This is a genomic window from Mycobacterium sp. SMC-15 (assembly GCF_045310925.1).
Taxonomy (GTDB): domain Bacteria; phylum Actinomycetota; class Actinomycetes; order Mycobacteriales; family Mycobacteriaceae; genus Mycobacterium.
The window spans coordinates 247,059-264,650 of the sequence record NZ_JBJIAJ010000004.1 but is presented as its reverse complement, the minus strand read 5'-3'; the positions used below and the strand labels follow the sequence as shown (position 1 = coordinate 264,650).

Here is a 17,592-nt window from a genome sequence, read left to right as displayed (position 1 = left end):
GCCAGGAGACAGCCCATGGGCATCGCAGTAACCGAAGACCACCGCGAACTGGCCGAAGTGGCCCGCGGATTCTTGACCGCGCAGAAGGCCCGCTCGGCGGCCCGTGCGCTGCTCGACGCGGCCGAGGAGACTCGGCCACCGTTCTGGGCCGAACTGGCCGCGCTGGGCTGGCTGGGCCTGCATATCGACGAGGAGCACGGTGGTTCGGGCTTCGGGCTGCCGGAGTTGGTGGTGGTGATCGAGGAGCTGGGCCGGGCGGTGGCGCCGGGGCCGTTCGTTCCGACCGTCATCGCCTCGGCGGTGATCGCTGCCGCCGGCACCCCCGAGCAGCAGGCCCGTCTGCTGCCCGGGCTGATCGACGGTTCTCTCACCGCCGGCGTGGGGCTGGCCGGTGACGTCGTCCTGGACGGCGGCGTGGCCTCCGGTGACGCCGGTGTGGTGCTGGGCGCGGGCCTGGCCGAGGTGCTGCTGGTGGCCGCCGGTGAGGACGTGCTGGTGCTCGAGCGGGACCGCGCCGGGGTCAACGTCGACGTGCCCGGCAACCTCGACCCCACCCGCCGGTCCGGACGAGTGACGCTGACCGGTGTCGGAGTCAGCGCCGACGACGTCCTGTCCGGTGGGCGTGAGTCGGCGCTGGCGCGCGCCCGGGTCTTGCTGGCCGCCGAATCGGTCGGCGGTGCGGCCGACTGCACCGATTCGGCCGTCGAGTACGCCAAGGTGCGCGAACAGTTCGGCCGGACCATCGCCACCTTCCAGGCCATCAAGCACCATTGCGCCAACATGCTGGTCGGCGCCGAGTCGGCAACCGCCGCGGTGTGGGATGCCGCGCGGGCTGACGGGGAGGACGAGTACGCCTTCCGGCTGGCCGCGGCGGTAGCGGCCACGCTGGCGTTTCCCGCCTACGTGCGCAACGCCGAGCTCAACATCCAGGTGCACGGCGGTATCGGCTACACCTGGGAGCACGACGCCCACCTGCAGCTGCGTCGGGCCCTGACCGTGCAGGCGTTGTTCGGCGGCGACGCGCCGGCCCTGGCCGTTTTCGAGAGCGCCGCGGCCGGCATCACGCGGGCCAACAGCCTGGACCTGCCGCCCGAAGCCGAGGAGCTGCGCGTCCGAATCCACGCCGACGCCGCCGAGATCGCGGCGTTGGGCACCGAAGACCAGCTGGACCGGTTGATCGCGACCGGCTACGTGATGCCGCACTGGCCCAAGCCGTGGGGCCGGGCCGCCGACGCCGTCGAGCAGCTGGTGATCGAGCAGGAATTCAGCGCCGCCGGTATCCAGCGGCCCGACTACTCGATCACCGGCTGGGTGATCCTGACGCTGATTCAGCAGGGCACCGACTGGCAGATCCAGCGATTCGTGGAGAAGGCGCTGCGCCAGGAGGAGATTTGGTGCCAGCTGTTCTCCGAGCCCGCTGCGGGCTCGGATGCCGCCGCGGTCAAGACCAAGGCAACCCGGGTCGAGGGTGGCTGGCAGATCAACGGTCAGAAGGTGTGGACCTCCGGCGCCCACCTGTGCCGGCGCGGCCTGGCCACGGTGCGCACCGACTTCGACGTGCCCAAGCACGCCGGCATCACCATGGTGATCATCGACATGAAGGCGCCCGGCGTCGAAGTGCGGCCGTTGCGCCAGATCACCGGTGGGTCGGAGTTCAACGAGGTGTTCTTCAACGACGTGTTCGTTCCCGATGAGGACGTCGTCGGCGAGGTCAACGAGGGCTGGAAGGTGGCCCGTGCGACCTTGGGCAATGAACGGGTCAGCATCGGCGGAGGTGGCTCCTACACCGCCGGGGTCGACCAGCGGCTGATCGCGCTGGCTCAGCAGCACCGGAATACGGTGGCCGACGCCGCGGCGCGGATCGGCCGGTTCGTTGCCGACGAGCACGCGTTGCGACTGCTCAACCTGCGCCGGGTGGCGCGCAGCATCGCCGGCGCCGGCCCGGGACCGGAGGGCAACGTCACCAAGCTCAAGCTCGCCGAGCACATGGGTGATGGGGCGGCCATCGGAGCGGCGCTGCTGGGCCCCGACGTCGCCCTGGACGACGGGCCGGGCGCCATGGCCGGCCGGATGGTGATGGGCGCGCGCGGTATCGCGATCGCCGGCGGCACCTCGGAGGTGACGCGCAACCAGATCGCCGAGCGAATTCTGGGGATGCCCCGCGACCCGCTGATCAAGTAGCGTTTCTCACTGCGCCAGGTGGGGGTACCCCCGCTTGCGGGGGAGCGTGTTTGCACAGCGACACGCCGAATGCAGCGGCATTCCGCGCACCCTGGATCGCGGTGAGGAGAACGCGAAATGGCAACTGTCGCAGACCATGTGATCGCCGCCCTCAAACACAGCGGGGTGCAGCGCATCGTCGGGATACCCGGCGACAGTCTCAACGGGCTCACCGATGCGATCCGCCGCGACGGCGAGGTCAGGTGGGAACAGGTGCGCCACGAGGAGACCGCGGCGTTCGCGGCCGCAGCCGAAGCGGCGCTCAGCGGCAACTTGGCGGTGTGCGCAGGTAGCTGCGGACCCGGCAACCTGCACCTGATCAACGGCCTGTTCGACGCCCAGCGCAGCCGGGTGCCGGTGCTGGCGATCGCTGCCCACATCCCACTGGCCGAGGTCGGCTCCGACTACTTCCAGGAAACCCATCCGCAGAACCTGTTTCGCGAATGCAGCGTCTACTGCGAGCTGGTCAGCACCCCCGAGCAGGCGCCGCGCATCCTGGAGCTGGCCATGCGAGCGGCGGTGGAGGAGAACGGCGTCGCCGTCGTGGTGGTGCCGGGCGAGATCTTCGGCCACCGCCTCGACGAGACCGGCTGGGGAGCGCGTCCGGTGCTGCCCACCGGGTCGGTGTGCCACCCCGACGAGCAGGGGCTGCGGGCGGCCGCGGCCATGCTCAACGCCGCCGCCAATGTCACGATCCTGGCCGGTGCGGGCGTCGCCGGTGCGCACGACCAGGTGATGGAGCTGGCGCGCACATTGGCGGCTCCGATCGTGCACGCGTTGCGCGGCAAGGAATACATCGAGTACGACAATCCCTTTGACGTCGGCATGACCGGACTGCTGGGCTTCGCCTCGGGCTACAAGGCGATCAGGGAAGCCGACGTGTTGCTGATGCTCGGCACGGACTTTCCCTATCAGCAGTTCTATCCCGATCGGGCGCAGATCATTCAGGTCGACATTCGCGGTCGGAACCTGGGCCGGCGCACCCCGATCGATCTCGGGTTGCGCGGCACAGTTGCCGACACCGTCGCCGCGTTGCAGCCGTTGCTGGTGCGCAAGAACGACAGCAGCCATTTGGACAAGTCGCTGAAGCACTACCGCAAGACCCGCAAGAGACTGGACGCGCTGGCGTCCAACGATCGGGATCGCACCCCGATACGTCCCGAATATGTTGCCGCGCTGGCTAATCGGCTGGCCAACGACGACGCGGTGTTCACCGTCGACGTCGGCTCCCCGGTCGTGTGGGCGGCTCGCTACGTGACCATGAACGGGCGGCGGCGGCTGATCGGATCGTTCAACCACGGCACCATGGCGTGCGCACTGCCGCACGCGATCGGCGCCCAGTCCAGCGACCGTGAGCGACAGGTCATCGCGTTGGCCGGTGACGGCGGGCTGGCGATGCTGTTCGGCGAGCTGCTGACGCTGACGCAGAATCGCTTGCCGGTCAAGCTGATCGTGTTCAACAACTCGTCGCTGAACTTCGTCGAACTGGAGATGAAGGCCGCCGGCATCGTCAACTTCGGTACCGAGTTAGACAATCCAGACTTCGGCGCCGTCGCCACCGCGTTGGGTATGTTCGGACGTCGGGTGGAGCATCCCGCCGATTTGGAAGCGGCCCTGACCGAGGCATTCGCTTACGACGGTCCGGCGGTCGTCGACGTCGTCACCGCCCGCCAGGAACTGTCGATCCCCCCGGCGATCACCGCTGAGCAGGCCAAAGGATTTTCGCTGTATGCGATCCGGACCATCCTGGCCGGTCGCGCCGACGAGCTGCTGGATCTGGTGACCACCAACGTGGCCCGCCGCATCTTGAATTGATATCGATCTCGACGCTGGTCCATAAATGCATTGCGCGTCCGGCGGACCCGCTACTAGCCTGGGTGACATCATGCGGTACCTAGTCGTAGTAGCCAGCACCCGCAGCGGGGTCTGATCCAGACCGGCCCCCCGCTGTGGGTCGGAAGCTACTACCCGTCGGTCGCTCTCTTCGAGCAGAAAAGACCGCACCATGGCATACACATCCTTCGCAGATCGGTTCAGCACCCGACTCCCACGTGAACTGCGCGACTCGGCCGCCCAGCTCACGTGGGAAGGCTTCGTGGCCAACTATGGGCGCTGCGCTGGGCCGCTGCGGCTGGGCCGGTGGCGTTGCCTGGACGCCGACCGACCCACGGCACGGGTGGGGCTAGAGGGCCGCACCTATCAGGCGACGATCGCCATCGGAGACCGGACCGGCACGTGCACCGCCGCGGCGCACGGACCGCTGGCCGCGCTGACCGAGATGCTCTACGAGCGCGGAATCACGTTGGAAATCCTAGGATTTCATCAGCTCGCTTGCGGCGCCGAGACGGCGACGTTCATCCACGGATCCAATGGCCGCGCGACGGCCTGGGCGGTGGGCTTCGCGCCCGACGCAGGGGCCTCGGCCGTGGATGCCGTCGTCACGTGTGTCAACCGGCTGTTGACGGCAGGGTGATCGTGCCGGCGCGCGGCTAGAGCCGGCGCAGGACGATCGGCATCCCGTCCATCGGGATCGGCATGCCGCCGTAGTCCCAACGCGGCTTGTAGTCCGGGTGGGCCAGCTCAATCCGGTACTGGCGCAGTAGCCGATGCAGCACCGTCTTGACCTCGAGACGGCCGAACACCATTCCGATGCACTTGTGCGCCCCGCCGCCGAACGGCGCCCAGGCGTAGCGGTGCTTCTTGTGCTCGGCCCGTGGCTCGAGGAACCGCTCGGGGTCGAATTGGCGCGGGTTGGTGTACAGCTCGGGCAGCCAGTGGTTCATGCCCGGCCAGGTGACCACGTTGGTGCCGGCCGGCACGTAGTGGCCCAGCAGATCGGTGTCGCGCACGGTTTGGCGCATGTTGAACGGCAGCGGCGTCACCAGCCGAAGGGACTCGTCCATGACCAGGTCGAGGGTCTCCAGCTTCTCCAGCGACTCGATGTCCAGCGGGCTGTCGCCCAGGCGCGTCGACTCGTCGCGCGCTCGGTCCTGCCACTCCGGGTGGGCGGCCAGGTGGTAGATCATCGTGGTCACCGTCGAGGTGGTGGTGTCGTGGGCGGCCATCATCAAAAAGATCATGTGGTTGACGATGTCGGCGTCGGAGAAGCTGTTGCCGTCCTCGTCGGCGGTGTGACAGAGCACGGTCAGCATGTCGGTGCCCTCGGCCTTGCGACGCTCTTTGACCCGCTCGACGAAGTAGTCCTCGAGCAGCTTGCGGCCCTGCAGGCCCTGCCACCACTTGAACGGCGGCAAGCCGGTCCGGATGATCGCGCCGCCGGCCCGAGTGGTCTGCTCGAAGGCGCGGTTGACCTTGGTGACCAGCTGGTGGTCGCTGCCCGGCTCGTGGCCCATGAACACTACCGAGGCGACGTCGAGGGTCAATTCCTTCATCGCCGGATACACCAGGAAACGGCCGTCGTCGGTGGGCCAGTCGGCCACGATCGCCGAGGCCACCCGGTCGATGTCCTCGACGTAGCTGGCCAGCCGGGGCCGGGTGAAGGCGGACTGCATGATCCGCCTATGGCCCATGTGCTCGTCGAAGTCGAGCATCATCAGGCCGCGGTTGAAGAACGGCCCGATCACCGGGAGCCAGCCCTTCTGTGAGTAGTCCTTGTTCTTGTTGGTGAAGATCGTCTGGGTGGCGTCGGGTCCCAGGGCGACGATCGACGGCAGGATGGGCGAGTCGGCGAAGGTGATCGGGCCCCGGGTGTTGTACAGATGCAGTGGGAAGTCGGGTCCCTGGCGGAACATCTCGACGATGTGACCCAGCAGCGGCAGCCCCGAGTCGCCGACGATGGGCTTCAGATCGCTGCCTTCCGGCGGGGTAGCCAGCGTCCGTTGCGGCCAGTCGACTGTCATCAGCCGCTTTTCCAGCAATCCCATCCCGGGGATGGTGTTCACGGTCGGGATGAACCGGCGTTTTGCCTGGTCGAGCAGGTAACGCGGGGTGCTGATGGTGGTCACAGACGCTCCTCTAACGGCCCGGACAGGTTGTGGTAACCGTCACTCGGCCCTAATCCTTGAAGTAAGTTTGACGCCTGTCAAGTTTGAATCCGGCGCGGCGTGGTGCAAGGTGCAAAGGTGAATAGCGAGGATGGCGCGGGTGGGCGGTCTGCCGACGATCTGCCGATGCGGCGGGGCGACAAACAACGTCAGGCGATTGTTCAGGCGGTGCGCGAACTGCTGGAGGAGAAACCCTTCGCGGAACTGTCGGTCAGCACCATCAGCGATCGGGCCGGTGTAGCGCGCTCGGGCTTCTATTTCTACTTCGACTCCAAGTACGCCGTGCTCGCCCACATCCTGGCGGAGGCCACGCACGAGCTCGAAGAACTGACCCACTACTTCGCGCCGCGGGGTGCCGACGAATCGACGGAGGCATTCGCCGAGCGCATGGTGGGCAGTGCGGCCGCGGTCTACGCTCACAACGATCCGGTGATGTCGGCGTGCAACCTGGCCCGCAACAGCGACGCCGAGATCCGAGAGCTGCTCGACGCGCAGATCGATGCGGTGATTGACCAGATCGTCGGCGTGGTCAACGACGAACTCGCCGCGGGGACCGCGAACCCGATCAGCGACGACATCCCGGCGCTGGTGCGGACCCTGGGCGCTACCACCGCCTACATGCTTTCCGGAGACAGTGCCTTCGTCGGGCCCACCGGTGACGTGGGTCGTGGCGTGCAGGTGCTCGAGGCGTTGTGGCGCAACGCGCTGTGGGGCGGCCGCAAGCGCTAACGGCTCGCCGCCAGCAGCTCACCGGGGGATTGAATCATCGGTGAGCGGTACCGCCGGTATCGTCTGCACCCATGACACGCGTAGCGCAGTACTACCGGGGCAAGCGGTGCTTCATCACCGGAGCGGCGAGCGGGATCGGGCGGGCGACCGCGTTGCGGCTGGCTGAGCACGGCGCCGAGCTGTACCTGACCGACCGCAACGCCGAAGGCCTGGCCGAAACCGTCGCGGACGCACGCGCGCTGGGCGCGCTGGTACCCGAGCACCGGGTGGTCGACATCGCCGACTACGACGATGTCGCCGCTTTCGCCGCCGACATTCATGAGCGGCATGGGGCGATGGACGTCGTGATGAACATTGCCGGGGTGTCGGCGTGGGGGACCGTCGACCGGTTGACCCACCAGCAGTGGCGAAAGATGGTCGACATCAACCTGATGGGCCCGATCCACGTCATCGAGTCGCTGCTGCCGCAGATGATCGCCGCCGGCCGCGGCGGGCACCTGGTCAATGTGTCCTCGGCGGCCGGAATCGTCGCCTTGCCCTGGCACGCGGCCTATTCCGCCAGCAAGTACGGCCTGCGCGGAGTGTCGGAGGTGCTGCGCTTCGACCTGGCCCGGCACAAGATCGGGGTGTCGGTGGTGGTGCCCGGCGCGGTGAAGACCGGGCTGGTCCACACCGTCGAGATCGCCGGCGTGGACCGCGAGGACCCGCACGTGGAGAAATGGGTGGGCCGTTTTGCCGGCCATGCCGTGTCGCCGGAGAAGGCGGCGGACAAGATCCTGGCCGGGGTGGCCCGCAACCGCTACCTGGTCTACACCTCCGGTGACATCCGGGCGCTGTACGCGTTCAAGCGGCTGGCCTGGTTGCCCTACAGCGTGGCCATGCGTCAGGCCAACGCGCTGTTCAGCCGGGCACTGCGGCCGTCGCAGGCGTCACTGCGCAGCTCCTGAGCCGCCAGATGGCTCAGCGGCTGCCCCAGTTCCAGGCCGGGGTGTTGAGCAGACCCAGCCCGGCGGCTCGCGTCTCGCCGAAGTCTTTGTAGACCTCGATCTCCGCGGTGTCGTGGCGGTCGGCCTCGGCGACCGGCACGGCGGCGAGCAGTTCGGGCATGGCGCGCGCGTGGGTGACCACCACGACCTGGGTCCGGTTGGCTGCGGCCCGGATGAGTTCGGCCAGGGGCGCCACCAGGTCGGGGTGCAGTGAGGTTTCCGGCTCGTTGAGCACCATCAGCGACGGTGGCTGGGGACTCAGCAGGGCGGCGGCCCACAGCAGGAAGCGCAGGGTGCCGTCGGACAGTTCGGCGGTACGCAATGGCCGCAGCATGCCGCGCTGGCGCAGCTGAACGTCGAACATGCCGTCGTGGGAGCTGACCGACAGCGTGGCCCCGTCGAATGCGGCGGCGATCGCACGGTCCAGCTCGTCGTCGCCGGACTCGATGATGGTCTGTACCGCCGCAGCCAGATCGACGCCGTCGCCGGCGAGTACCGGCGTGCGCGTGCCGACCTGCGGCCGTCGCACCGGTGCGCCGGCATCGACCCGGAAGCCGTCGTAGAAGCGCCAGTCCCGCAGCCGGTCCCGTACTGCGGCCAGTTCCGGATGTGCGGCGGGGTGGGCGAATTCGGCGAGCACGCTGCGATAGGTCGGCAGGGTCCGCGACAGTTCCTCGACACCGGAGTCCGTGCTGGACTGCGCGAAAGCCCGGGTGCGGCTGACCAAGGTGGCGCCGCGCCGCGGCACCGGTCCGGCGAACACGATCTCCCGCTTGATCTCCGGATCGTGGGCGAACGCCGACGCCTGCTCGGGGTCCTGCGGCAGTCCCAGATCGACCAGGTAGCCGAAATCGTCAGAGGCGAAACCCATCTCCAGCGACACCGGTCGGGTGCGCACACTGCCTTGGGCGGCTCCGCTGCGCCGCGCTTCGCCGAGCTGTTCGGGGCCGGCCCACAGCACCGACTCCAGGCCGCCCTCGCGGGCCAGCGAGCCGATCACCTCGCCACGCCCGCAGTCGGCCAACAGTCGTAGCGCCCGATACAGCGACGACTTGCCGGTGCCGTTGGCCCCGGTGACGACCGTGAGAGGGCGCAACGGCAGCACCAGGTCGCGCAGCGAGCGGTACCCGCGCACAGCCAGCGTCGAAAGCATGCTCGGCAGGTTAGCGGGCTCCTCCGACAGGGGATGGCCACCCGCGGCCTCAGTGGCGTCACAGCGGCGGCGGGCCACGATGACGGGCATGCTGTGTCGAGACGCGATGAACTGGGAGGTGGGGTGAGGGGCAGCACGCACCGGATGCGGGCCGTCATCGAGCGGCTTCGCTCGCTGTACAGCGGTGTGCGGACCCGATCGGCGCTGGCCGCCGCGGCGGTGATGACGATCTGCCTCGCCATTGCGGGCGGGCTGCTCCTGCTGGTGCTGTATCGGTCGCTGGAATCGACCGCCGAAACCGCGGCGGGACTTCGCGCCGAAAACATCGCCGCCCAGCTGCGGTCTGACGATCTCGACGATCTGGAGTCGGCGCTGCTGGCCACCGATGGGCAGATCGCCGTGGTGCAGGTGATCGGGGCGTCGGGCGTGATCCGGGCCGCCTCCAACGGCGCACCCCGATCTCCACTGGCCGCGGTAGCCCTCGATGAGGGCAAAGCGCGCTACGTGGGCCGCGTCGAATCCGCCACTGGCGAGGAGTATTGGGTATCGGCCCGCGGCGCCGCCGCCGACGGAGCTCCGGTCACCGTGCTGGTGGGGGTGGACCGCGAACCGGTCGAAGAGATCGTCGCCGAGGTCGGTGTGCTGCTGGCGCTCGGCGCGCCGATTCTGATCGTGTTGGTGGCGGCGGGAACTTTCCGCCTGGTCGGCGCCGCACTGCGCCCGGTGGAAGCGATCCGCACCCAGGTGGCGTCGATCTCGAGCGCTGACCTGACCGAGCGGGTTCCGGTTCCCCGAACCCATGACGAGATCGCCGAACTGGCGACGACGATGAACGCCATGCTCGCTCGCCTGGAACACGGCAGGGCCGCCCAACTTCGCCTGGTCAGCGATGTCTCGCACGAACTGCGCAGCCCGCTCGCCACGATCACCACCGCGCTGGAGCTGGCCAGTGGCCGGCCCGAGCTGATGGACCGGGAACTGATCGACGAATCGCTGCTTCCGGAATCACGCCGGATGAGCCGACTTCTCGAAGACCTGTTGCTGCTGGCCCGCTCCGACGAAGGGGCACTGGGACTGCGGTGGGAGGACGTCGACATCGACGATCTGATGGAGGCCGAGGCGGCCCGGCTGAGTGGTAACGGGGCGGTCGGCGTCGCGACCGAAATCCGGGCCTGCCGGGTAACGGGCGATCGCGCCGCCCTGACCCGGGTGGTTCGCAACCTGGTCGACAACGCGGCCCGGTATGCCCGCAGCACGGTGACGCTGAGCTGCCGTCCGGTCCCGGACGGCGTCGTGATCACGATCGCCGACGATGGTCCCGGGATCCCGGCGCGGGATCGGAGCCGGATCTTCGAACGGTTTGTTCGGCTCGACGCGGCCCGGGCCCGGGCGTCAGGTGGAACCGGGCTCGGCCTGGCGATCGTCGCGGAGGTGGTGCGCGCCCACCGGGGCACCGTCGCTGTCGGTGATGCTGCCGCCGGTGGTGCGGTGTTCACCGTCGCACTGCCGCGGCAGGGTTGCCCCGATCAAGAATCGCTGTCCGAGCGCAGCCGGTAGCCGGCGCCACGCACGGTCTCGATGGTGGCGAGCCCGAACGGCACGTCGACCTTGCGGCGCAGATAACCGATGTAGACCTCGACGACGTTCTCGTCGCCGGAGTAGTTCGTATCCCACACCGACCGCAGGATCTCGGGCTTGGTGACGACGTCACCCTGGTTCCGCATCAAGAACTGCAGCAGCCCGAATTCCCGCGGCGTCAGGGTGAGCACCGTGTCGCCGCGGGTCACCCGGCGCCGAGCCGGATCCAGCGTCAGGGTGCCGGCGGTGAGCACCGTCGGACGCGCCGGGGCGCCTCGGCGCAGCAGTGCGCGTAGCCGCGCCACCAGCACGACGAATGAGAACGGCTTAGTCAGGTAGTCGTCGGCACCGATGTCGAAGGCATCCGCCATGTCGTACTCGCCGTCCTTGGCCGACAGCATGAGTACCGGCGTCCACACCTGCTGGGCTCGCAGCTCGCGAACCACCTGATAGCCGCTGAGGCCGGGCAGCATGATGTCCAGCACCACCACGTCGTAGTCGCCGGTGGTGGCGGCGGCCAGACCATCTGCGCCGTCGTGTTCGACGTCGACGACGAAGCCCTCGGCGACCAGTCCACGACGCACCGTCTCAGCCAGCCGAGCCTCGTCTTCGACCAGCAGTATCCGCACCACACCAGTACAGCAGAGCGCGACCACCGGGCTCGCCGCGTTCTCAGCGGTCCCACAGCGCCTCGCGGACAAGCTGGTGCCATGACCGGAATTACTACCAATCCAGACACTTTGATCGCCACGTTCGGTCTGCTGGGCGTGCTGGCGGTGGTGTTCGTCGAGACCGGTCTCCTGGTGGGCTTCTTCCTGCCCGGCGACTCGCTGCTGTTCACCGCGGGCGTGCTGGCCGCTCAAGTTCACCCCGCGGTTCCATTGTGGCTGCTGATACTGACCGTGCCGCTCGCGGCGATCGCCGGCGATCAGTGCGGGTACTTCCTCGGGGTCAAGGCGGGGCCGGCGGTGCTGGAGTCGCGGGGCGCCCGACGGCTCGGCCGCCATCAGGTGGAGCGCGCCCAGCGCTACTTCGCTGCCCACGGCAAGGCGACGGTCTTCCTGGCGCGCTTCGTCGCGGTGGCGCGGACCCTGACGCCGGTGCTGGCGGGGGCGTCGGGAATGCGCCACCGAACGTTCACCGGCTACAGCATCGCCGGGTCTTTGGCCTGGGGTGCGGGCGTCCCTTTGCTGGGGTACCAGCTCGGCGGCATCGGGTTCGTCCGCGCACATCTGGACCTGGTTCTGCTGGCGGTCATCGCAGTGTCGCTGGTACCGGTGCTGCTGGGCGTCGTGGGCGGCCGTCTGCGCCGGAACCGTCGCCGGCCGGCCCCCGTTGCCGTGGCGGATCTGCGGGAATCTGTGCCTGCCGGGACGCGTTGATGGGGAGGCTGGGCAGCTTTGCTGGCAGGAGGCCGGCGGGTGCCTGCGCCGATCGCTTGTCGGTGCCGAGTGGTAGACCTGCGGTTATGAAGAGAGAGATGCTCGAATGTGAGATGCGACACGCCGACGTACACGGCGCCGCAAGCTTACGACCAGCGAATTTCAACAATGTCGTTCAGAACATCTAGTATTAACCCCGAGGGATGACCACTAGGTGTAGTGTTCGGGGGACCGACAGGCCCGGGATCTTCCAGTTATCCGGGCCGCGGCAACCGGCACCAATTTCGGTGCTCTGCCACGGCTGCGGAGCTGGAGAACGGAAAGTCCTGGCGGCTAGCTGAACGTAGTGCCCGATCCGTCATCCTTTCGTTGTCGACGATTCGCTGAGGAGCCTGCCGCCATGAGCATCACTGTCTACACCAAGCCCGCGTGCGTGCAGTGCAACGCAACCTACAAGGCGTTGGACAAGCAGGGCATCTCCTACGAGAAGGTCGACATCTCGCTGGACCCCGACGCCCGTGACTACGTCATGGCGCTGGGCTACCTGCAGGCCCCGGTTGTGGTCGCCGGCGACGAGCACTGGTCGGGTTTCCGGCCGGACCGCATCAAGGCGCTGACGCAGACCGCGCTCAGCGCGTAGGCGCCGGTGGTCGGGTCGGGTACGGGTGGAGTCTGACTGAGAGCTGAAGGGGGTCGCCATGTCTGCGGATTCGGAATGCAGCCTGGTGTATTTCTCTTCGGTGTCGGAGAACACCCACCGGTTCGTGCAGAAGCTGGGCCTGCCGGCCATCCGGATCCCGCTGCACGGACGCATCGAGGTCGACCACCCCTATGTATTAGTCCTGCCGACCTACGGCGGCGGACGTCAGCAGCCCGATATGAACGACGGCGGCTACGTGCCGAAGCAGGTCATCGCTTTTTTGAACAACGAACACAACCGGGGGCTGCTGCGCGGCGTGATCGCGGCCGGCAACACCAACTTCGGTGCGGAGTTCTGCTACGCGGGTGACGTGGTGTCCCGCAAGTGCGGGGTGCCGTACCTGTATCGATTCGAATTGATGGGAACCGACGAGGACGTACAAGCCGTCCGCGCGGGCTTGGCCGATTTCTGGAAGGACGAGGCATGCCACCAACCGCTGCAACTGCAGAGCAGGTAACCGCAACCACCCGCAGCGCACCGGTGGGCGAGCTGGACTTCCACGCGCTCAACGCGATGCTCAACTTGTATGACGCCGACGGCAAGATCCAGTTCGACATGGATGTGCTGGCCGCCCGTCAGTACTTCTTGGAGCACGTCAACCAGAACACGGTGTTCTTCCACAATCAGGACGAGAAGCTCGACTACCTGATCCAGAAGGAGTACTACGAGCGCGAGGTGCTCGACCAGTACTCGCGCAACTTCGTCAAGTCGTTGCTGGATCGGGCCTACGCCAAGAAGTTTCGGTTCCCGACGTTTCTGGGGGCGTTCAAGTACTACACCTCCTACACCCTGAAAACCTTCGACGGAAAGCGCTACCTGGAGCGGTTCGAGGACCGGGTGTGCATGGTCGCGCTGACCCTGGCCGCCGGTGACACCAAGCTGGCCGAGCAACTCGTCGAGGAGATCATCGACGGTCGCTTCCAGCCCGCCACCCCGACGTTTTTGAACTCCGGCAAGAAGCAGCGCGGCGAGGCGGTCAGCTGCTTTTTGCTGCGCATCGAAGACAACATGGAATCGATCGGCCGGTCGATCAACTCCGCCCTGCAGCTGTCCAAGCGTGGCGGGGGAGTGGCGTTGCTGCTGAGCAACATTCGCGAGCATGGCGCCCCGATCAAGAACATCGAGAACCAGTCTTCCGGGGTCATCCCGATTATGAAGCTGCTGGAGGACTCCTTCTCCTACGCCAACCAGCTCGGCGCCCGTCAGGGTGCCGGTGCGGTGTACCTGCACGCCCACCACCCCGACATCTACCGCTTCCTGGACACCAAGCGGGAGAACGCCGACGAGAAGATCCGGATCAAGACGCTGAGTCTGGGCGTGGTGATTCCCGACATCACCTTCGAGCTGGCGAAGAAGAACGAGGACATGTATCTGTTCTCGCCCTACGATGTCGAGAAGGTCTACGGGGTGCCGTTCGCCGACGTCTCCGTCAGCGAGAAGTACTACGAGATGGTGGACAACGCGGCCATCCGCAAGACCAAGATCAAGGCGCGCGAGTTCTTCCAGACTCTGGCCGAGTTGCAGTTCGAATCCGGCTACCCGTATGTCATGTTCGAGGACACGGTGAACCGGGCCAACCCCATCGAAGGCAAGATCACCCACTCGAACCTGTGCTCGGAGATCCTGCAGGTCTCCACCCCGTCGGAGTTCAACGACGACTTGTCGTACGCCAAGGTGGGCAAGGACATCTCCTGCAACCTCGGTTCGCTCAACATTGCCAAGGCGATGGACTCGCCGGACTTCGGCCAGACCATCGAGGTCGCCATCCGGGCGCTGACCGCGGTGTCGGATCAGACCCACATCTGGTCGGTGCCGTCGATCGAGCAGGGCAACAACTCCTCGCACGCCATCGGGCTGGGGCAGATGAACCTGCACGGGTACCTGGCCCGGGAGCGGATCTTCTACGGTTCTGAAGAGGGCATCGACTTCACCAACATCTACTTCTACACCGTGCTGTATCACGCACTGCGCGCGTCGAATCGTCTTGCCCTGGAACGGGGTACGTCATTCGTGGGCTTTGAGAATTCCAAGTACGCCTCTGGGGAGTTCTTCGACAAGTACACCGAGCAGGTGTGGGAGCCCAAGACCGCGCGCGTGAGTGAGCTGTTCGCCGAGGCGGGCATCCGGATTCCGGGCCAGGACGATTGGCGCCGGCTCAAGGAGTCGGTGCAGGCCCACGGGATCTACAACCAGAACCTGCAGGCCGTTCCGCCGACCGGGTCGATCTCCTACATCAACCACTCGACGTCGTCGATCCATCCGATCGTGGCGCGGGTCGAGATCCGCAAGGAAGGCAAGATCGGCCGGGTCTACTACCCGGCGCCCTACATGACCAACGACAACCTGGAGTACTACCAGGACGCGTACGAGATCGGCTACGAGAAGATCATCGACACCTACGCCGCGGCCACCCAGCACGTGGACCAGGGGTTGAGCTTGACGCTGTTCTTCAAGGACACCGCGACCACGCGCGATGTGAACAGGGCTCAGATCTACGCCTGGCGCAAGGGGATCAAGACGCTCTACTACATCCGCCTGCGGCAGATGGCGCTGGAAGGCACCGAGGTCGAGGGTTGCGTGTCCTGCATGCTGTGACCATTTTTCCGACGACACGCGGGCCAGGGGACATGTCCTCTGGCCCGTTTGTTCGTTGGGGGAGGTCAGAGTCCTAGGTCGATCGACTGCTTACTGCCTCGAGCGGCCGCAACGCAGGTGGCACTTTCGGCTCCCGCGACCAAGCGTTTATGCTGAATGTGAAAGTCCTGAACAAACCAGATTCGGCGTTCACTTCTGCGCGGTTGACCGACGAAAGGCGTCAATTGACCCAGCTCAAAGCCAGGTTCTCGCGGATCATGCTGGCAGCCATCCTTCTCGCGGCCCTCCCTTCGCTGGCAGTTGGTACCGCACACGCCGACGCCAACAGCTACCTGCGTGAGGTGCACAGCACGGTCAGGGTCCGGTTACGCGATAACCAAGCGCTGCAATTGGGTTGGGAGGCATGCCATGTCCTGCGCAAGGGGCCGGACGGACGCGCGACCCCCGCGTCGCGCGGTGAGGCCGCTCAAGTCGTCAGCAGGGCAGCGCGCAAGTTGGGCGTGAACCGCCACGACGGACTGGATCGCGGAAGCGTCAGCCGTCTGGTGGATTCCGCCGAACGCTACCTGTGCTGATCGGCTCGCGCTCGTGCTCGGCGACTGGCAGGCCGCTTCGAAACAGTTGCAGGCCAGGCGATATTGCTCCCTGGCCTGCTTCTTTTTTCAAAGCCGCGCGCTGTCAGCGTGGCTAGGGTGGGCGGCATGACCCGGATCAGACCGTTCCTCATGTTCCAGGGCGGGACCGCCGCCGCCGCGATCGAGTTGTACCTGGCCGCATTCCCGGGTGCCTCGGTGGTGTCCTCGACCGCGCACCCCGATCCGGCCACCGGCATCATGCTGGCCGAACTCGACCTGGCCGGGCAGCGGGTGCTGGTCAGTGACAGTGCGGTCACGCATGGCTTCGACTTCACCCCGTCGAGCTCACTGTTCGTCGACGTTGCTGACCGCCCGGAGCTGGAACGGCTGGTGGCCGTGCTGGGCGAGGGTGGCGCCACCCTGATGCCGCTCGGCGACTACGGTTTCTCGACCGCGTTCGCCTGGGTCAACGATCGGTACGGAGTGTCCTGGCAGCTCAACCTGCCGTGAGGCCCGTTCTTCGGTCTTCGTGAATCAGCTTTCGCGAGCTTGGTCGGCATGCAGTGCCTTGATGCGCCGCTGCTCGCGCAGGACTTCCTGGTAGCTCTCACGTTCGGCGACCAGCCACTCCGGCTTCTCCTCGAGCAGCGCGACGATCTGCTCGGTGGTCAGCGCATTCTCCACGCCGCTGCGGGTGAGACCGGAGATCGAGATGCCCAGCTTGGCCGCCACCAGATTCTTCGGGTGCGGTCCGTTCTTGCGCAGGTCCTTGAGCCACTCCGGCGGTTCGGCCTGCAAGGCGGCGAGCTCGGTGCGGGTGATCGAGTTCTCCTGGAACTCCCCAGGTGTCGCGGGCAGATACACGTCCAGTTTCTTGGCGGCCGTAGCGGGTTTCATGGACTGTGCGTTCGGCCTGCTCATGGCGTCAGCCTATCGGTAGCCTGATGCGGTGAACCCGCCTTCCCTCACCCTCGGGTACGTCCCCGGCGGGACGCCCGCGAAGTGGGCTCGGGTTTGGGCCGAGCGGCACCCGGATGTCCCACTGCTGCTGCACGCCGTTGCCGCGGCAGACGCGGCGGCCGCCGTGCGGGCCGGCACCGTCGATGTGGCACTGCTGCGGCCGCTGGCCGACACCGAGGGGCTGGCGGTCATTCCTCTCTATGAGGAGACGACGGTAGTCGTGGTGCCCAAGGACCACGTTTTCAACGCCGTCGACGAGATCGCCGCTGCCGACCTCCAGGATGAGCCGGTCCTGCTGCCGCTAGACGACGTCGTCGCATGGGCGGACGCTCCCGGCAACCCGATCGACCATCGACCTGAAACCACCAAGGACGCAATAGAACTCGTTGCAGCCGGGCTGGGCGCACTTGTCGTCCCACAGTCGTTGGCGCGGCTCTATCACCGCAAGGATCTCAGTTACCGTCCGATCGCCGATGCGCCCAGCTGCCCGGTGTCGCTGGCTTTCCCCAGCGGTCCGCAGTCGGAACTGGTCGAAGAGTTCGTCGGCGTTGTGCGGGGCCGCAAACCCGGTTCGTCGCGGGGGCAGGCCCCGTCGGCGCCCAAGCGCACCGCTCGGGAGAAGACGCTCGCCAAACAGGCCGCGCGCGCCGCTGCGGGCAAGGTCGCCCGCAAACCGGGCCGGGCGGGGCGCGGTCGACGCTGACACAGCT

At 67.0% G+C, this 17,592-nt stretch carries 17 protein-coding genes; 13 read left to right on the top strand and 4 right to left on the bottom strand.

Annotated elements, in window-relative coordinates; genetic code table 11:
• Positions 1 to 15 precede the first annotated feature (15 nt).
• From ACJH71_RS08170 to ACJH71_RS08160, 3 genes are all read left to right on the top strand, one after another.
• Positions 16 to 2,181 carry an acyl-CoA dehydrogenase gene (locus ACJH71_RS08170; RefSeq protein ID WP_406757510.1) on the top strand — a complete coding sequence of 722 codons (2,166 nt, stop codon included), beginning with the start codon at positions 16 to 18 and terminating at the stop codon, positions 2,179 to 2,181.
• Between the two features lie 117 nt (positions 2,182 to 2,298).
• Complete coding sequence (gene poxB, locus ACJH71_RS08165; RefSeq protein WP_406757509.1) at positions 2,299 to 4,035, top strand: ubiquinone-dependent pyruvate dehydrogenase; 1,737 nt, start codon at positions 2,299 to 2,301, stop codon at positions 4,033 to 4,035.
• A gap of 190 nt (positions 4,036 to 4,225) precedes the next feature.
• Positions 4,226 to 4,693, top strand: coding sequence for a homocitrate synthase (locus ACJH71_RS08160; protein ID WP_406757508.1), 468 nt, complete (start codon positions 4,226 to 4,228; stop codon positions 4,691 to 4,693).
• Between the two features lie 16 nt (positions 4,694 to 4,709).
• On the opposite strand, the gene ACJH71_RS08155 is transcribed toward ACJH71_RS08160, so the two are convergent.
• A complete protein-coding gene (locus ACJH71_RS08155) occupies positions 4,710 to 6,185 on the bottom strand; it encodes a cytochrome P450 (protein ID WP_406757507.1) in 1,476 nt (491 codons plus the stop codon).
• A gap of 165 nt (positions 6,186 to 6,350) precedes the next feature.
• Between ACJH71_RS08155 and ACJH71_RS08150 the strand changes: the two genes are divergently transcribed.
• Positions 6,351 to 6,953 carry a TetR/AcrR family transcriptional regulator gene (locus ACJH71_RS08150; RefSeq protein ID WP_406757632.1) on the top strand — a complete coding sequence of 201 codons (603 nt, stop codon included), beginning with the start codon at positions 6,351 to 6,353 and terminating at the stop codon, positions 6,951 to 6,953.
• Positions 6,954 to 7,024: 71 nt separating this feature from the next.
• Positions 7,025 to 7,900, top strand: coding sequence for an SDR family oxidoreductase (locus tag ACJH71_RS08145; RefSeq protein ID WP_406757506.1), 876 nt, complete (start codon positions 7,025 to 7,027; stop codon positions 7,898 to 7,900).
• 13 nt (positions 7,901 to 7,913) lie between these two features.
• Here ACJH71_RS08145 and ACJH71_RS08140 read toward each other — a convergent pair whose 3' ends face one another.
• Entirely contained in the window at positions 7,914 to 9,092 is a 1,179-nt protein-coding gene (locus ACJH71_RS08140; RefSeq protein WP_406757505.1) for an AAA family ATPase, read from the bottom strand.
• A 144-nt stretch (positions 9,093 to 9,236) separates the two neighbouring features.
• On the opposite strand from ACJH71_RS08140, the gene ACJH71_RS08135 reads away from it, so the two are divergent.
• A complete protein-coding gene (locus tag ACJH71_RS08135) occupies positions 9,237 to 10,649 on the top strand; it encodes an ATP-binding protein (RefSeq protein WP_406757631.1) in 1,413 nt (470 codons plus the stop codon).
• On the opposite strand, the gene ACJH71_RS08130 is transcribed toward ACJH71_RS08135, so the two are convergent.
• Entirely contained in the window at positions 10,619 to 11,299 is a 681-nt protein-coding gene (locus ACJH71_RS08130) for a response regulator transcription factor (protein WP_406757504.1), read from the bottom strand. The genes ACJH71_RS08135 and ACJH71_RS08130 overlap by 31 nt on opposite strands.
• Before the next feature lie 81 nt (positions 11,300 to 11,380).
• On the opposite strand from ACJH71_RS08130, the gene ACJH71_RS08125 reads away from it, so the two are divergent.
• From ACJH71_RS08125 to ACJH71_RS08100, 6 genes are all read left to right on the top strand, one after another.
• Positions 11,381 to 12,052 (top strand): DedA family protein, encoded by a 672-nt coding sequence (locus ACJH71_RS08125; protein ID WP_406757503.1) that lies wholly within the window; start codon positions 11,381 to 11,383, stop codon positions 12,050 to 12,052.
• 400 nt (positions 12,053 to 12,452) lie between these two features.
• Positions 12,453 to 12,692, top strand: a complete 240-nt coding sequence (locus ACJH71_RS08120) for a redoxin NrdH (protein ID WP_406757502.1) — start codon at positions 12,453 to 12,455, stop codon at positions 12,690 to 12,692.
• A 58-nt stretch (positions 12,693 to 12,750) separates the two neighbouring features.
• Complete coding sequence (gene nrdI / locus ACJH71_RS08115; RefSeq protein ID WP_406757501.1) at positions 12,751 to 13,209, top strand: class Ib ribonucleoside-diphosphate reductase assembly flavoprotein NrdI; 459 nt, start codon at positions 12,751 to 12,753, stop codon at positions 13,207 to 13,209.
• Complete coding sequence (gene nrdE, locus ACJH71_RS08110; protein ID WP_406757500.1) at positions 13,176 to 15,347, top strand: class 1b ribonucleoside-diphosphate reductase subunit alpha; 2,172 nt, start codon at positions 13,176 to 13,178, stop codon at positions 15,345 to 15,347. Before nrdI ends, nrdE begins: the two co-directional genes overlap by 34 nt.
• Before the next feature lie 149 nt (positions 15,348 to 15,496).
• Positions 15,497 to 15,922 (top strand): hypothetical protein, encoded by a 426-nt coding sequence (locus ACJH71_RS08105; protein ID WP_406757499.1) that lies wholly within the window; start codon positions 15,497 to 15,499, stop codon positions 15,920 to 15,922.
• A 126-nt stretch (positions 15,923 to 16,048) separates the two neighbouring features.
• A complete protein-coding gene (locus tag ACJH71_RS08100) occupies positions 16,049 to 16,432 on the top strand; it encodes a VOC family protein (protein ID WP_406757498.1) in 384 nt (127 codons plus the stop codon).
• Positions 16,433 to 16,456: 24 nt separating this feature from the next.
• Here ACJH71_RS08100 and ACJH71_RS08095 read toward each other — a convergent pair whose 3' ends face one another.
• Positions 16,457 to 16,843, bottom strand: coding sequence for a DUF5997 family protein (locus tag ACJH71_RS08095; RefSeq protein ID WP_406757497.1), 387 nt, complete (start codon positions 16,841 to 16,843; stop codon positions 16,457 to 16,459).
• A 28-nt stretch (positions 16,844 to 16,871) separates the two neighbouring features.
• On the opposite strand from ACJH71_RS08095, the gene ACJH71_RS08090 reads away from it, so the two are divergent.
• Positions 16,872 to 17,585, top strand: coding sequence for a LysR family substrate-binding domain-containing protein (locus ACJH71_RS08090; RefSeq protein WP_406757496.1), 714 nt, complete (start codon positions 16,872 to 16,874; stop codon positions 17,583 to 17,585).
• Positions 17,586 to 17,592: the final 7 nt, after the last annotated feature.

Excerpts from the sequence above, each read along its gene's own strand:
- ACJH71_RS08170 (WP_406757510.1), top strand. The coding sequence starts at position 16 with ATGGGCATCGCAGTAACCGAAGACCACCGCGAACTGGCCGAAGTGGCC.
- poxB (WP_406757509.1), top strand. The coding sequence starts at position 2,299 with ATGGCAACTGTCGCAGACCATGTGATCGCCGCCCTCAAACACAGCGGG.
- ACJH71_RS08160 (WP_406757508.1), top strand. The coding sequence starts at position 4,226 with ATGGCATACACATCCTTCGCAGATCGGTTCAGCACCCGACTCCCACGT.
- ACJH71_RS08150 (WP_406757632.1), top strand. The coding sequence starts at position 6,351 with ATGCGGCGGGGCGACAAACAACGTCAGGCGATTGTTCAGGCGGTGCGC.
- ACJH71_RS08145 (WP_406757506.1), top strand. The coding sequence starts at position 7,025 with ATGACACGCGTAGCGCAGTACTACCGGGGCAAGCGGTGCTTCATCACC.
- ACJH71_RS08140 (WP_406757505.1), bottom strand. The coding sequence starts at position 9,092 with ATGCTTTCGACGCTGGCTGTGCGCGGGTACCGCTCGCTGCGCGACCTG.
- ACJH71_RS08135 (WP_406757631.1), top strand. The coding sequence starts at position 9,237 with ATGCGGGCCGTCATCGAGCGGCTTCGCTCGCTGTACAGCGGTGTGCGG.
- ACJH71_RS08125 (WP_406757503.1), top strand. The coding sequence starts at position 11,381 with ATGACCGGAATTACTACCAATCCAGACACTTTGATCGCCACGTTCGGT.
- ACJH71_RS08120 (WP_406757502.1), top strand. The coding sequence starts at position 12,453 with ATGAGCATCACTGTCTACACCAAGCCCGCGTGCGTGCAGTGCAACGCA.
- nrdI (WP_406757501.1), top strand. The coding sequence starts at position 12,751 with ATGTCTGCGGATTCGGAATGCAGCCTGGTGTATTTCTCTTCGGTGTCG.
- nrdE (WP_406757500.1), top strand. The coding sequence starts at position 13,176 with ATGCCACCAACCGCTGCAACTGCAGAGCAGGTAACCGCAACCACCCGC.
- ACJH71_RS08105 (WP_406757499.1), top strand. The coding sequence starts at position 15,497 with ATGCTGAATGTGAAAGTCCTGAACAAACCAGATTCGGCGTTCACTTCT.
- ACJH71_RS08100 (WP_406757498.1), top strand. The coding sequence starts at position 16,049 with ATGACCCGGATCAGACCGTTCCTCATGTTCCAGGGCGGGACCGCCGCC.
- ACJH71_RS08095 (WP_406757497.1), bottom strand. The coding sequence starts at position 16,843 with ATGAGCAGGCCGAACGCACAGTCCATGAAACCCGCTACGGCCGCCAAG.